This is a genomic window from Nocardia aobensis NBRC 100429 (assembly GCF_000308375.1).
Lineage (GTDB): Bacteria > Actinomycetota > Actinomycetes > Mycobacteriales > Mycobacteriaceae > Nocardia > Nocardia aobensis.
Window position 1 is genome coordinate 1 of record NZ_BAFQ01000054.1, and the last position, 15132, is coordinate 15132.

Consider the following 15132-nt stretch of genomic DNA (forward strand, 5'->3'; position numbering starts at 1 on the left):
ATCGGGCTCCATCCAGTCCGGATCGGCAACGGCACCCGCGCAGACGCCTCCTGTAGCACCGAGTCAGACGGCTCCGGTAGCACCGAGTGCCGTGCAGCCGGGGTCCGCGCACCCGGGGTCGACGCAATCGGGAGCCGTGCAGCCGGGAACTGCACAACCGGGTTCCGCGCAGCCGGGATCCGCGCAGCCGGGATCCGCGCAGCCGGGTTCGGTGCAGCCCGGGCAGGTGCACTCGGCTGGGGTCCGTTCCGGCGCCGAAGCGCCTACGACCACCGCCGACGTCTCGACGTCCCAACCTGCCGCGCCGGCCGAGACATCCACTGCGAGCTGGCATTCCGCGTCCCAGGCCGCGCCGGCCACCTGGCAGCAGGCCGCGACTTCGCCGCAGACCGCCGCGCCCGCCTCCTACTCCGCGACATCGCCGGCCGCCGCCCGGGTCCCCGACCGCGTCGAGCGCGGTGTGCAGAGTTCCGAGCGCGTCGAGATCCTGCCCGCCGCATTGACTTCCGCGGAACTGCTGGCCGATATCGCCGCGGCCCATCGCGCCCAACTGAAGTCCACCAGCGGTGTGCGTGGCGCGCTGAACAAGGTCGGTTTCAATCTCGGCCTGTCGCCGTCCGAACAACGGAAACAGGATCGCCGCGGCCGAATTCGCCGTCAGCTCAACAGCACCTATCAGATCGCGGTGATCAGTGTGAAGGGCGGCGTCGGACGCACCACGGTGACCGCGGCCCTCGGCTCCACCTTCGCCCGCCTGCGCCCGGACCGGGTGGTGGCGATCGACGCGAATCCCGATTTCGGCGATCTGCCGACCCGGACCCGGCCGCATCCCTACGGTCTGACGCTGCGGGATCTGGTTCGCTCCCCGAATCTCGAGGCGTTCTCGGCGGTGCATTCGTTCACCTCGATCAACGATGCCGATCTGGCCGTCGTGGCCTCACCGTGGAATACCGAATCGGTCGAGGCGCTCTCCGGTGGCGAATACTCCGCCGCCGTCGAGATCTTGCGCCGCCACTACAACCTGATGCTCGTGGATTGCGGTACCGGAGTGCTGGATTCGGCCACCGGGAGCGTTCTGAACACCAGTGACGCGGTGCTGGTCGTCACGCCCGCGACCGTGGGCGGGGTGAAGGGTGCGGTCGCCACCCTCAATTGGCTGAATTCGCATGGGATGCAACATTTGATCGCCAAATCGATCGTCGCGATCGTCCACCATCATCCGGTGAAGCCGACCGTCGAGGTCGACCAGATCGAGAAGCTCTTCGCCACCGCCCAGCGGCCCACCTTCGAACTGCCCTACGACGCGCATCTGTCCGAGGGCGGCGAGATCGACCTCCGCTTGCTCGACGAGGGCACGGGCCTGGCGTTCGAGGAACTCGCCGCCGCGCTGGCCGACGGCTTCCCGGGTTCGCCGATGGCCGGCGGCGATCGCGGAGGGTGGCGATGACCGCTGCCTACGCGACCGCCCCCGCGGCGGCGGCGCCCACGGCCGAGGTGGCGCGCGCCCGGATCGCGATCATGGTCGCCACCTACCAGGTCGATGTGGTGGTGCCGACCAAATTCACCATCGAGACCTTCATCGACGATCTCCTCGGCGTCCTGTCGCGCGCGATCGACGACGAGAACGTGGATTTCACTCCGCCCAGCGGACAGTGGAGTCTGGCCCGGCCGGGCGAGCCCCCGATTCCCCGGTGGCGCAGTCTGGCCGATCACGACGTGGTCGACGGCACCGTGCTCATGCTCACCGCGGTGGAGTCGGCGGAGATGTTCACCCCGGTCGTCGAGGACATCACCGACGCCCTGGCGATGATCAACGAACGCGAATTCGCCGAATTCGACCGTGGCACCGTCGCGATCGTGGGTGTCAGTGCCCTGGGCGTGGGTGCGGTCGCCGCGGCCGGAATGCTGGCCTGGTCGTGGACCGAGACCGGCTCGGTGTGGTGGTGCGGGCTGCCGGCACTGCTGCTCGGCGTGGCGTACTGGGTGGCGGCGCTGGTCGTGCGCGGGCGGCGGGTGGCACCGGGCATTTCGCTGGGCCTGGCGCTGTCGGCCGTGCCGCTGCTGTCCGCCGGCGGGGCGATGCTGGTGCCGCCCGCCTACGGGGAGCCGGGCGCGTTCGCCGCCGCCAACATCGCCGCCGGGGCCGTGGTGGCCGCGGTATCGGCCGCGACCATGATGCGCGTGACCCGTTTCGGGATCGCCACACTGATGTCGGTCACCGTGCTGGGCGTGGTGATCACCGCGGCCGCGGTCCCGGCCACCTATCTCGATATCGCGCTGCGGCAGGTCACCGCCGGTCTCGTCTTCGCGGGCCTGATCGTGCTGACGGCCGCGCCCCGGCTGGCGGTCGTGATCGCGCGCATCCGCCCGCCGGATCTGCCCGATCCGGGCAGCGAGGTGGCGCCGTCGACCCTGACCGACATCTTCGACGCCGAGGCCGCCCGTGAGGCCGATCCCGAACTCGAGGAACAGGACGAGCGCGATCGGCGCCGGGCCCACTCCGGGATCGAGGCTCGCGCCCGGCTGGCCGTGACCAGCCTGCGGGGACTGATGGCGGCGGTCGCGGTCCTGCTGTCGGTGTCGACGGTCGTCACCGCCGCGGCGAGTCCGGGCGGGGTCCGCGAAATTGTGCTGGCCGTGGCGGTCGCCGGAATTCTGGTGCTGCGCTCCCGCTGGTTCCCGGATCGCGTGCAGGCCCTCGCACTGGTCTCGGCCGCCGCCATCACCCTGACCGGTCTCGGATTCGTCCTGGTCGGTGCCTACCACACCCCGGGTGCCCGGCTGGTGGTCGTGCTCGTCGCGGTGGCCGCGGCGGTGGCGGCCTGCGTTGCGGCGCTTCGGCTTCCGGGTACGCGTCTGTCGCCGGTGACCCGCCGTGTCATCGATCTGATCGAGTACGCCCTGATCGTGATCGTCCCGGTGATCGCGTTCTGGATCATGGGCATCTACACCGCCATGCGAGAGATCTGATGCGTCCGATCCGATCCGCGAGCACGGCGCTGGTCGCGGTGCTCCTGCTGCTGGGCGCCGGTCCGGCCGCCGCGTTGGACCCGCCGGACGTGGTGGTCGGCGCGGCGCCGCCCGACGGCCCGCCCGGTCCCGAGGTGCCGACCAAACAGGACAAGGGCTGCCTGGCCGTCGGCCTGCTGCCCAACAGTGACGTGAAGCAGACGCCGCCGCCCGAACAGGCGCTGGATCTGCGCCAGGCGCGCGCGCTGAGCCGCGGCGGCGGGGTGACCGTCGCGATCGTCGATACCGGCGTCGGCCCCAACCCGCGGCTGCCCAATCTCACCGGTGGTGGCGACTATGTGGCCGCCGGGGGCGACGGACTGTCGGACTGCGATGCGCACGGCACGCTGGTCGCCGGAATCATCGGCGCCACATCCGATTCCGCCGACGGGTTCAGCGGTGTCGCACCGGACGCCAGGCTGGTGTCGATCCGCTACCGGTCGGGCGCCTTCAGTCCGGAACAGCCGCAGGGGGACGAGGCCACCGCGGCGCCGGCCCGCGAGTTGCGCAATATGGCCCGCGCCATCACCCACGCGGCGAACCTCGGCGCCGGGGTGATCACGGTGTCGCTGCCGATCTGTGTGCCCGCGGATTCGAAACTCGACCAGTCGATGCTCTCGGCGGCCATCGGATTCGCCGTGCACGTGCGCGGCGCGCTCATCGTGGCCGGTGCGGGCAACACCGGTAGCTCGGGATGTCAGCAGAATCCGCCGATCGATCCGAGTCGCCCGCGCGATTCCCGGAACTGGGGTGCGGTGCAGACGATCTCGTCACCCGGATGGTTCGGCCCGGATGTGCTGACCGTCGGCTTCACCACCGCCACCGGCACTCCGATGGCGGATTCGCTTGCCGGACCGTGGGTTTCGGTCGCCGCGCCCGGCACCGGAATCGAATCGCTCGGCCCGGGCGGCGGTGGCCTGATCAACGGCGTCGGCGCGCCCGACAAACTGGTCGCCGTCGGCGGCGCCTCGTTCGCGGCGGCCTATGTGAGCGGCGTGGCGGCGCTGCTGCGATCGCGCTACCCGAACGAGACGCCCCAGGAGATCGCCGCACGCTTGCAGGCCAGCGCGCACGCACCCGCTCGCGGCATCGACAACTCGGTCGGTGCGGGCATGATCGATCCGCTTGCGGCACTGAGCCTTCGGACCGCACCACGACAGCCGGCCGGCCTGTTCCGCTCCACCGAACTCATCGTGCCGCCGCCCGCGCGCGCGGCCGACCGCCGTCCGGCGATCGTTGCCGGGATCGTCATCCTGGCCGCGCTCGTGGCCGGGGTGGGAGCGAGCTACGCCGGCACGGTGATCGGGAGACGCCGTTGAGCGTGGCGAACATCCGAATCGGCAGTCCGGAGGGCGGGCCGATCGTGACGGCTTCGATCGCCGCCAGTTTCGTGCTGGTCGGTTTGTGGGGTCGCGCACCGCTGTGGGTAGGCCCGCTGGTGGTGGTGGCGATGGCGGGCGCGGTACTGGTCCGCGTCGATGGGCGTACCGCGGTGCGCTGGTTCCTGGACTGGTGCGCGTACCGGGCCGGTATGGCGACGCGGGCCCGGGAGCGAGCCCGGCCGCGCGAGATCCACGACGTGGAGGTCGCCGCCGGCGTGTGCGGTATCCACACCGACGAGTCGACGCTGGTCGCGATGATCCAGCTGGCGCCCGACCTCGATCTGCCCACCGTGATCGGCGAGGAGACGCTCTACACCGAGGACGTCGTACCGATCGACACGCTGGTCTCGATGCTGGACCAGTACGGGATCGCCGTCGACATCGACATCGTGACCACCGGCCAGCGGGTCCGTCCGGCCACCAGCTACAGCATGCTCTACGACCAGCTGATCGGTACCCATCCGGTGGTGGGGGAGCGGATGACCTGGCTGGTGTTGCGCCTGGATCAGCAGCGCAATCTCACCGCGCTGGCCCGCCGCGGACCGGCCGAGGTCACCGGCCCGAAAGCCCTGGCCACCGCGGCACATCGGATCGCGTCCCGGCTGCGCGAGCGGGGCATCTCGGCACACGCCCTGCCCGCGGACGCGTTGCGGGAGGCGACCCGGCTGCTGCACGCCGGGGTCGAACCGGCGGAGTTGCGGGAGCGCTGGGGGCAGCTGGAATCGCCGGCCTCCGGGCGCTGCGTGACCAGTTTCTCCATCGACTGGACCCGGCTGCACGGTGCGGGCCTCGACGACTGCTGGAACTGGAATCGCGGCCGGACCACTCTCGTGGTCAGTCTGGCCGGCGGGGCGCTCGGACCGCGCGGCATCGTGCGCTATGTGGGCCCGCCGGTCACCTCGGCGCCGGTCGACTATCTGCGGCGGCTCGGTGGACGGCAGTCGACGGCCCTGCTGGCGACGCTGCCGACCGGAACCCCGGTCTCCGCCCTGCCGCCCGACGACACCGGCAACGACGTGGCCTCCCCGGAGCTGCTCGCGGAGCTGCCGATCACCATCGGCCCCAATGGGCAGATCCTGGGATCGATCAGTGGCCGGCCCCAGCACGCGCTCGCCCTGCCGCTGTTCGACCCGGCGCGCTACAACCCGCGCCGGCGCACCATCGACGTGCACGCGGATCTGCCGGTGGCCCAGCAGATCGTGCTGCGCGCGATGGTGGTCGGCGCCGACGTCGAAGTGCATTCGGCCCGGCCGCACCGCTGGTCACAGCTGGTTTCCGCGGTCGGCGACCCGTCCTCGCTGCGGCTGGCGGCCGAATCCGGGCTCGCCGACGCCGAGGGCGGGACCGCCGGCAGCCCGGCCACCATCGCGGTGTTCGACCAGATGTCTCCGCGCGCCTCGACGGCGCACACCACGGTGACCATCAACGATCCGGGGACCTCGCGCCGCCGATCCGTGGATCTGGCGATCAACCAGGTCACCGCGACGTCGGTGGATGTCAGCATTCCGATGCGCACGGTGCGAGTGGATCTGATCGAGCCGCGCGGCGAGACCCGCTATTACGACAATCCGGCGCCCCCGGCGGCGGCAGGCGATAGACCGGCGATCACGGCCCCGCAGGTAGGTGGTCCTGGTGCCGACTGACGAATCGGGACGGTAATGTTGATCAATGTGGTGGCGGACTCCCAGACCGATGGTGATATTCAGCCTCCGGACGGCGACGACTCGCTAACACCCCGGCAGAGCGCGGCGGCGATCTTCTCCCGCCGCCTGTCGGAGCTGATCGCGGAATCCGTGGTGTCGACCGAGGACGGCTCGACCAGGTCGCTGACGCTGTATTCGCTGGCGCAGCACCTGGAACTGGCGTACCCGGATGTGCCGGTGTCGCAGTCGGGGCTGTACCGGCTGGTGCACGGGGAGGCGATCCCGCGGTTGGATCTGATCATCGCGCTGGCCCGGGTCTTCGATGTGCCGCCGGAGTATTTCGTCACCGAACGTCCGGACTGAATCGGCGAAAACTGTTCTCCCCAGCGGGAATAGTGCCGATGGGGCGCGGGTGTGATTGTCGCTACCATCCGGGATATGCCCGCCGAGGACCAGGGAGATCTCTTCCTTCGCCATCGCGGCGCGGTCCTGGACACGCTGCTCTCCGACCCGTCGTTCGGATCGCCCGAATTCGCCGCCGACGATGGCCCGGCCGCCGGTCCGTCGGCTACCGAACACCCGAATATCGTTGACTCCGTAGCGGATTCCGATTCGGTACCGTCGGTGCGCAAGGTGAGTTCCGGGCCGAAGGCCAGTGACCGGATCATGGCGCTGCTCAGCGGGGAATCGCCCGCCGGGTCCAGCCAACTCGAATTCACCTCGGATTTCTCCGAGCGTTCGGCGCGGCTCGGCGCGGCGGCGGAGGAATCCGAACAGCGGGCCGGTGCCGCCCCCGAAGCCCGGGAGAAGGCGGCCGAACGCACCTCGGCCGAGAGGCCGCAATTCCCGCAGGTGGTGCTGGCCCAGCTGCGCAAACCGAAGGTCGCCCTGGCCGTCGCCGCGGCGTTGGCCCTCGTGCTCGTGCTGGTGCTGGTCACCACGGGCGGTAAGAAGAGCAACCCCGATCAGTTGGCCGTGGTCACTCCGGTGGCCGCCGCACCTCCGTCGTCGAAGCCGGGCGCGGGCCCGGAATCGGCGCCCTCGGAGTCGAACAGCGCCCCCATCAAGGTCCGATCCGCGCAGGCGCACTGCCCGGCCGGCAGTACGGACGCGATGGACGCCTTCTCCGGTGAACCGGGCAAGGCGTGGTCCTGTGTGCGGGCATTCAAGATCGACGGGCAGGTCATGACGATCGACCTCGGCAAGAAATACCAGGTGGACTCCATCGGGATCGTCCCCGGCTGGGACAGCGTCGGCAGCGACGGTGCGGACCAGTGGAACAAGTACCGCACGGTGAGCCGGGTGTCGTATCTGTTCGACGATCCGACCGCGACGCGATATACGCAGCAGACACTGGATCAGCGCAGCCTCGTGGTCACCAAGATGTCTCCCGCGGTCAGCGCCTCGAAGATCACCTTGACGATTCAGCAGTCCAAGGGCGAGCCCTCGATCAACACCACCGCCATCTCCTCGATTGTGATCACGGGACATTGAAACCTCCGCATTCGATCTGCCAGTACTGCTCCCATCGCAATGGCGGAGACGAAACTCGTTGCGGCCATTGCGGAGCCCCGTTGCCGCTCGGTCCCGAGGTCCGTGTCGACGGCGGTGCCACCGGTCACCCGCTGCTGGCGGATGCCGCGCACACCGCATTGGAGGCCGGGCGCCTGATCGCGCGCACCGCGGGTGCGGCGGAGAAGGTGGGCGCCGAGGTCGCGAAGGCGGGTGAGGGCGCGACCAAAGCGGCGGCGGAGGCCGAAAAGGGCGCTGCCGCAATCGCTCTGCCGGAGGTCAGCTGGAAGGTCGCGATCGCCGCGATCGCCGCGCTGCTGGTGGTGGCCGTCGTGGTCATCCGTTCCTGTGCGGTGAACGCACCGCCGATGATCGGGCAGCTCACCCCCGTCGAGGCGCTGCCCGATCTGGTGCGGGCCGCTTCCTCGTGCCGGCATGTCGACAGCGGTCCCGCGGTGGACAACTGTGTGATCACGGCCGATCACCCGCTGTTGTCCGGCGGCATCACCGACGGCCGGCAACTGACCTTCACCGTGCGGGCCGATCCACCGCAGAATCTGACCGCGGTGGTCAACGGCTGGCGCGTCGCCGGCGGCACGGTCATCGCCGACGGCACGGTGTTCGTCGCCATCGGTCCTTCGGCAACGGTGTGGTATGCAGATACCCGCACCGGTCTGCGCATCGAGACGGCGACGTTCGCGAATCGTGCAGGCGCGCAGACATTTCTGTTCCGATCCGGTTTGGTTCGCTGAGAAACCGGGTAACGTCGCGCAATCCTTGTTACACTGAAGAACGTGCCGTTATTTAACGGCACGTTACAGACAGTCCGCAATACTGCGGTACCGATTCCGATCGCGGGAAGGCACGGGTCGATGGTGGCAACAACCCAGCAGACGATTTCATGGAAGCGATTCCGTGATGATCCGACAGATCTGGAGGCGGTGTACTTCCGCTGGATTCAGCCGGGAGCCGCGGCGCCGACGATCACCGACCGTGCCGAGCAGATCTTCCGGCATCATCTGGAGCTGGCCGCGGGGCGGCGGCCTGGAACCGCGGTGACCAGGCTGTATCGCGCCGGGGACGGCAGCGGTCTGGGGCCGGCGCTGCAGATCGTCAACGACGATATGCCGCTGCTGGTGGATTCGCTCACCGCGGCGCTGCAGCGCCTGGGCGCCACCGTGACCGAGGTGGTGCATCCGGTCTTCGACGTCCTGCGGGATCGGCGCGGCCGGTTGCGGGCGATCGCGCCCAGCGAGGGATTCGATGTGGCGCAGGCGAATTCGGCGAGCCGCTCGGAGGGCAGCGGCAACGTCGTCACCGAGTCGTGGATCCATGTGCAGCTGGGTGCCGGCGATTCCGACGCGGTGCTGGACCGGATCGAGCGGGCGCTGCCACCCCTGCTCGGCGAGATCCGCCAGGTCGCCCACGACACCGAGGCGATGACCCGCACGATGGGAACCCTGGCCGCCCGGCTGGATTCCGTACCGCAACCGTCCGCGACCGAGGCGGCCGAATGCGCGCAGTTGCTGCGCTGGCTGACCTCCGGGCACTTCACCTTGCTGGGATACGGCTACTACCGGGTACATCCCGGCGCCGACGGACCGGAGCCGCAACAGGTTTCGGGCACCGGACTCGGCGTGCTGCGCAACGGTTCGGGTGTGGACGTGGGCGCACCCGCGACCGGTTCCGAGCAGATCCTGCGGCTGTCCAACGGTTCCCTGGACTCGCTGCTGCCGGGCTCGCCGGATGTGTACGTGGTCAGCGTCGCCGACTACGCGGCCGAGACCACGCCCTCGGTCGCCGGTCAGGTTGTGGGCGAACACGTTTTCGTGGGCACCTTCACCGTCAGCGGCTTCCACGAGAACATCCTCGACATCCCGGTGATCTCCCGCCGCGTCCACCAGGTCATCGAATGGGCGGGCCTGGCGCTGAATTCGTTCTCCGGCCAGGCGCTGCTGGAGATGTTGCAGACCTTCCCCCGCGTCGAACTGTTCTCCACCGATGCGCGCCGCCTCTTCGAAACCGTCTCGGCCGTCATGAATCTCGGGCTGCGGCGCCAGATCCGGCTGTTCCTGCGCCGCGATGTGGGCAGCAACGCCGTGTACTGCCTCGTGTACCTGCCGCGCGACCGCTACTCGACCGAGGTGCGGTTGCGGATGCACGAGATCCTGCGCCGCGAATTCGACGCCGAGCAGATCGCCTATTCGGCGCGTGTCACCGAATCCGAGCTCGCCGTCGTCTATTTCACGGTGCACCGCGGTGCCGACGCCGAACCGGCGGATATCACCGAATCCAACCGCGAACGCATTCAGGACCTGCTGTTCGCGACCACCCGCAGCTGGAGCGACCGGCTGGTCAGCGAGGCCGCGGGTATCGCCGAGATCGCCGCGCCGGTCGTCCAGGACTACGCGACCGCGTTTCCGGCGACCTATCAGCAGGAATACGAGCCCGCGCGGGCGCTCGACGACCTGTGCCGGCTGCAGCGTCTGGCCGACGGGCAGATCGATACCGATCTCTACCGCACCGCCGGCGCGCCCTCGGGGGAGTGGCGCTTCACGCTGTACGTCGCCGGGACCGAGGTGTCGCTGAGCCGGGTGCTGCCGCTGCTGCACAGCCTGGGCATCGAGGTCGTGGAGGAAAAGCCCTACCGGCTCGAACTGCCCGGCGACAGCACGCGGTGGATCTACGACTTCGGCCTGCGGGTCGCGCCGAACACGCTGCGCGGCAGCGGCGACGGCGATCCGGAGGCCGATCTGGATCGCGCCGTGGCGCTGGAATCCCTGCCGGACACCAGTATTCGTAAACGCCTGCCGGAGGCCGTGTCGGCGATGTGGTTCGGCGACAGCGAGGTCGACGGACTCAACGAACTCGTCCTGCGGGCCGGACTGCACTGGCGCCAGATCGCGATGCTGCGCGCCTACGCGAAATATCTGCAGCAGGCGGGATTCGCCTACACCTTCGCCAACATCACCCGGGTGCTGCTGGCGCAGCCGAGCACCGCGCGCGCCTTCACCGAATTGTTCGAGGCGTATTTCGATCCCGAACACCTCGGACCGGTCGCTACCGCGCGGGCCGCGGCCATCTCGTCGCGGCTGCAGGACGAAATCGACGCCGTGGTGAGCCTCGACACCGACCGGATTCTGCGGGCGATTCTCGGGCTGATCACAGCGACCCTGCGCACCAACTACTTCCGCCGCGACGAGGACGGAAATCCGCCCGGACATCTGTCGTTCAAATTCGATCCGCACGCCATCGCCGAATTGCCCCGTCCGCGGCCGCAGTTCGAGATCTTCGTGTATTCGCCGCGGGTCGAGGGCGTGCACCTGCGTTTCGGTGCGGTGGCGCGCGGTGGGCTGCGGTGGTCGGATCGCCTGGAGGATTTCCGGACCGAGATTCTGGGTCTGGTGAAGGCGCAGGCGGTGAAGAACGCGGTGATCGTGCCCGTGGGCGCGAAGGGCGGGTTCGTGGTGAAGCGCCCGCCGGCCGCGACCGGTGATGCGGCGGCCGACCGCCAGGCCATGCAGGCCGAGGGTATCGCCTGCTACCGCACCTTCATCTCGGGACTACTCGACCTGACCGACAATGTCGACCACGCCGGTGGTGAGGTGATCCCGCCGCAGCGGGTGGTGCGCCGCGACGGTGACGACACCTATCTCGTGGTGGCCGCCGACAAGGGCACCGCCACGTTCTCCGATATCGCCAACGAGGTTGCGCAGCACTACGACTTCTGGCTCGGCGATGCGTTCGCGTCGGGTGGTTCGGCGGGGTATGACCACAAGGCGATGGGGATTACCGCGAAGGGTGCGTGGGAGAGTGTCAAGCGGCATTTCGCGGAGATGAATGTCGATACCCAGCGTGAGGAGTTCACGGTGGTGGGTGTCGGGGATATGTCGGGGGATGTGTTCGGTAACGGGATGTTGTTGTCGGAGCATATTCGGTTGGTGGCGGCGTTCGATCATCGGCATATTTTCATCGATCCGGATCCGGTGGCGGGGTCGTCGTTCGCGGAGCGGAAGCGGTTGTTCGGGTTGGCGCGGTCGTCGTGGGCGGATTACGACACCTCGCTGATCAGCGAAGGCGGCGGTGTGTTCGATCGCTCCGCCAAGGCCATCGCGATCACGCCGCAGATCCGCGCCGCACTCGATCTGGATCCGGGCGTGAGCACGCTGTCGCCGCCGGAGATGATCCGGGCGATCCTGCTGGCGCCGGTCGATCTGCTGTGGAACGGCGGTATAGGCACCTACATCAAGGCCAGTACCGAATCGCACGCCGACGTGGGCGACAAATCCAACGACGCCGTGCGGGTCGACGCGGATCTGTTGCGGGTCAAGGTGATCGGTGAAGGTGGCAACCTGGGCGCCACCGCGCTCGGGCGGATCGAGTTCTGCAAACTCGGCGGCCGGATGAATACCGACGCTCTCGACAATTCCGCCGGCGTGGACTGCTCCGACCACGAGGTGAACATCAAAGTGCTTCTGGGAGCGGCGATTTCCTCCGGCGAGCTGGCGGAGTCGGACCGTAATGCCCTGCTGGCCGAGATGACCGACGAGGTCTCGGCACTGGTGTTGCGCGACAACATCTCCCAGAACTTCCGGATGGGTCTGTCGCGGTCGAACGCGGCGGCCATGGTGGGGGTGCACCGGCGGTTGATCGCGGAACTGGAGACGCGGCGCGGCGTGGATCGGCAGCTCGAGGCATTGCCCTCGGATGCCGAACTGGACCGGCGCGCCGCGGCCGGCGCCGGGCTGACCTCACCGGAACTCGCCAATCTGCTCGCGCACGTGAAGCTTTCGCTCAAGTCGGATCTGCTCAGCGGTGATCTGCTGGACAGCAGTGCGTTCGAAGCGCTGCTGCCCGGTTACTTCCCGACACCGCTGCGGGAACGCTTCGGCGCCGCGATCGGCCGCCATCCGCTGCGCCGGGAGATCCTGGCCACCATGGTGGTCAACGATATGGTCGACTACGGCGGCATCACCTACGCCTTCCGGCTCGCCGAGGAGGCCGGCGCCACCACCGACGACGCGGTGCGCGCCTTCACCGCGGCCGTGGAGATCTTCGATCTGCGGGCACTGTGGGAGCGCATCCGCACCACGCCGATGCCGGCGGCGGCGCGCAACGAGCTGGAGATGGAGACCAAACGCACGCTGGATCGGGCGGCGCGCTGGCTGCTGACCAACCGGCCGCAGCCGATCGCGGTCGGCGCCGGTATCGCGCGCTACCGCGACGGGGTGCGCGCGCTGGCGGCGCGGGTGCCGGCCTGGCGGCCCGGTGCGCTCGCCGACGATCTGATGTCGCGCTCCGGCGGACCGATCGGTCACGGCGCCCCGCGGGAGTTGACGGAGGAGGTGTTCCTGCTGATCCATCGGTTCCCCCTGCTGGACGTGCTCGACATCGCCGACATCTGCGAACGCGATGCCGACGAGGTGGCCGCGCTCTACTACGCGCTCGACGCCCACTTCGACATCCAGCGGCTGCTGTCCGCGGTGGCCGGACTGGACCGGGGAGATCGCTGGCAGACGTTGGCGCGCCTGGCCGTTCGCGAGGATCTCTACGATTCGCTGCGCTCGCTCACCGCCGACGTGCTGACCACCACCGAACCGGTCGACACCCCCGAGGAGAAGATCGCCTACTGGGAATCGACCAACCGTTCCCGCCTCAGCCGTGCCCGCGCGGCACTCGGGGAGATCTTCACCTCCGAAGCCCACGACCTGGCGACCCTGTCGGTGGCCGCGCGCCAGGTCCGCAGCATGGTCGGCAGCGCCGAAACGACGGCGACGGTGCCCAGCTGACCTGCCGGTGGGTTCGGGTGCGCCGCCTGGGACCGGCACACCCGAACCCGCTCCGGAAGCCCGCCGACGCCGCCCACCCGAACCCGGGTGGGCGGCGTCGGTATATGCGAAACATGCCGGGCACGCGATGATCTCAGTGGCTACCGCAGGGATGGCGACGAACGACGCCCGGTGGGTTCGGCAACGCGATCACTCACGGCCGACGCGGTGCCGGGGGTGACCAGCCCAGCGGCTCACGCCTCGGCGGCAGTTCCGCAGGTGCCGCAGAACCGCGCTGCCGCAGGGAGTTCCGCACCGCATTCGGTGCAGTGACGCGGGGCGGCGGCCAACCGGGTCCCGCAGTGCATACAGAATCGCGCGGTGCGGGGATTGTCGGTAGCGCAGGATGCGCAGGTCACGTGTTCCGACGCGGCGGAATCGTCACCCTCGGGCCGTGGCGCCGCGGATGAAGGCCCCGATCCGACGCCCGAGGGGGAGCCCGGCGTCGCGGATGCGTCGGCCCCGGCGGTAGGTGGCGGTTGCAGGGCGGGTCGGCCCGCGGGCTGACCGAACGGCGGCGCGGGCGGGGGCGGGGTTTGCTGCGTGGCCCACGGCACCGTCGACTGCTGCCCCATGCCCGCGATCGCGTTGAGACCCAGTGCGGCGCCGAGGAATCCACCTTCGCCGCCGCCGCCGTGCGAATGCGCCATACCCTGCCCCGCGCCCAGGGCCATTTCCCCGGCGGCGTAACGCTGGAAATCGCCGGCGAGCCGGATGTAGGTGACATCCTTGGCGAGTCGTTTGAGTCGCTCGGCGTCCTCGGGCGCCAGGGTGATGTCGAAATTCCCCATGCGCGAAATCCGCATTCCGTAGTCGTACAGCGTGAGATTGGTCTGACGCACCACCGCCGACTCGATCGACTGCAGTTGCGCCGAGAGGCCGAGCACCTGCCAGTCGCCCTGCGAGATGCCGTGCGACACGGTCATCTTCATCGACTTGAGCAGCAGATCCGCGCACCAGGCCTGAATTCCGGCAGGATCGGTGAGGTCGGTGGTGCCGACGAGGGAGGTGATCAGTTGCGCGGGATCGCGCACGGCCAGGGCGAATTCGCCGAAGACGCGCAGCGTCACGATCTGCTCGCTGGCCGGGTCCACGATGTCGTCGAGCCGGCCGCCGAATCTGACGCCCGCGAATTCGCGCGTGGAGACGAAATACAGCTCCGCGCGGTAGAAGTTGTTGCCGGTGACCGAGTCCACCAGTGCGCCCAGCACCGGCAGTTCGTCGGCGTCGACGCGATGGCGGCCCGGTCCCATCGTCGCGACGACCCGGCCGGACTTGACGAACAGCGCGATCTGATCGGCGTTGACGATCGTCCGGCTGTAGCGCCGGATGTTCAGATCGGGCCACTTGTAGACCAACTGGTCCTTGCGGCCGTCCGGGACGGCGATGAATTCCCGCTCGAACCAGGCCATATCCTCGCCCTTTCTCGGCCGTTGTCGTTATCCAGCGTACCGATACCTATCGGTATGGTCTACCGCCAACCGTGGCGGAGGGGATTTCCGTTGTGTTACAACCTATCCCACGTATTGAACGTGCCGTTGAATGACGGTACATTGCCCATAGATATGATCGCCGTCACGTGAAAGGTCCTCCCCCATGACAACTGTTCGACCTCCCTCGGAGGCGACGGCGCCCGCGGACGCGCTGCATGCCGAGGATGCGGGCTATCACAAATCGCTGCGCCCCCGCCAGCTGCAGATGATCGCCATCGGCGGTGCCATCGGCACCGGCCTGTTCCTCGGCGCGGCCGGCCGCCTG

Annotated in this window: 10 protein-coding genes and 1 pseudogene; 9 read left to right on the forward strand and 2 right to left on the reverse strand. The window is 69.0% G+C overall.

The genetic code is table 11. From position 1 onward, the window contains the following. Positions 1-232, reverse strand: a 232-nt coding sequence (locus RJ03_RS39005) for a pentapeptide repeat-containing protein (protein ID WP_167331956.1), incomplete at its 3' end; no start/stop codon positions are given. On the opposite strand from RJ03_RS39005, the gene RJ03_RS07130 reads away from it, so the two are divergent. The 8 genes from RJ03_RS07130 to RJ03_RS07165 all read left to right on the forward strand — a co-directional run bounded on the left by RJ03_RS07130 (position 137) and on the right by RJ03_RS07165 (position 13335). Next, positions 137-1447 carry a CpaE/TadZ family protein gene (locus RJ03_RS07130; RefSeq protein ID WP_245552204.1) on the forward strand — a complete coding sequence of 437 codons (1311 nt, stop codon included), beginning with the start codon at positions 137-139 and terminating at the stop codon, positions 1445-1447. The genes RJ03_RS39005 and RJ03_RS07130 overlap by 96 nt on opposite strands. Then, on the forward strand, positions 1444-2970 hold the full coding sequence (eccD, locus tag RJ03_RS07135) for a type VII secretion integral membrane protein EccD (RefSeq protein ID WP_036499284.1): 1527 nt from the start codon (positions 1444-1446) through the stop codon (positions 2968-2970). Before RJ03_RS07130 ends, eccD begins: the two co-directional genes overlap by 4 nt. After that, a complete protein-coding gene (gene mycP / locus RJ03_RS07140; RefSeq protein ID WP_036499273.1) occupies positions 2970-4328 on the forward strand; it encodes a type VII secretion-associated serine protease mycosin in 1359 nt (452 codons plus the stop codon). Before eccD ends, mycP begins: the two co-directional genes overlap by 1 nt. Before the next feature lie 2 nt (positions 4329-4330). Continuing rightward, a complete protein-coding gene (eccE, locus tag RJ03_RS07145; protein WP_232329591.1) occupies positions 4331-6034 on the forward strand; it encodes a type VII secretion protein EccE in 1704 nt (567 codons plus the stop codon). A 27-nt stretch (positions 6035-6061) separates the two neighbouring features. After that, the gene (locus RJ03_RS07150) at positions 6062-6397 is read left to right on the forward strand and encodes a helix-turn-helix domain-containing protein (protein ID WP_223273873.1); all 336 of its coding nucleotides are present in this window, start codon (positions 6062-6064) and stop codon (positions 6395-6397) included. Between the two features lie 75 nt (positions 6398-6472). After that, positions 6473-7528, forward strand: a complete 1056-nt coding sequence (locus RJ03_RS34890; RefSeq protein ID WP_051024410.1) for a hypothetical protein — start codon at positions 6473-6475, stop codon at positions 7526-7528. 80 nt (positions 7529-7608) lie between these two features. Further along, entirely contained in the window at positions 7609-8298 is a 690-nt protein-coding gene (locus tag RJ03_RS07160) for a hypothetical protein (protein WP_036499277.1), read from the forward strand. A gap of 120 nt (positions 8299-8418) precedes the next feature. Further along, the gene (locus RJ03_RS07165; RefSeq protein WP_051024411.1) at positions 8419-13335 is read left to right on the forward strand and encodes an NAD-glutamate dehydrogenase; all 4917 of its coding nucleotides are present in this window, start codon (positions 8419-8421) and stop codon (positions 13333-13335) included. 233 nt (positions 13336-13568) lie between these two features. On the opposite strand, the gene RJ03_RS07170 is transcribed toward RJ03_RS07165, so the two are convergent. Further along, the gene (locus RJ03_RS07170) at positions 13569-14786 is read right to left on the reverse strand and encodes an SPFH domain-containing protein (protein ID WP_036499279.1); all 1218 of its coding nucleotides are present in this window, start codon (positions 14784-14786) and stop codon (positions 13569-13571) included. Between the two features lie 184 nt (positions 14787-14970). Here RJ03_RS07170 and RJ03_RS38275 point away from each other — a divergent pair. Then, a pseudogene (locus RJ03_RS38275) lies at positions 14971-15132 on the forward strand (amino acid permease); the annotation flags it as partial.

Bases quoted from the DNA above. Each gene is read 5' to 3' on its own strand.
- eccD (WP_036499284.1), top strand. From the start codon at position 1,444: ATGACCGCTGCCTACGCGACCGCCCCCGCGGCGGCGGCGCCCACGGCC.
- mycP (WP_036499273.1), top strand. From the start codon at position 2,970: ATGCGTCCGATCCGATCCGCGAGCACGGCGCTGGTCGCGGTGCTCCTG.
- RJ03_RS34890 (WP_051024410.1), top strand. From the start codon at position 6,473: ATGCCCGCCGAGGACCAGGGAGATCTCTTCCTTCGCCATCGCGGCGCG.
- RJ03_RS07165 (WP_051024411.1), top strand. From the start codon at position 8,419: ATGGTGGCAACAACCCAGCAGACGATTTCATGGAAGCGATTCCGTGAT.
- RJ03_RS07170 (WP_036499279.1), bottom strand. From the start codon at position 14,786: ATGGCCTGGTTCGAGCGGGAATTCATCGCCGTCCCGGACGGCCGCAAG.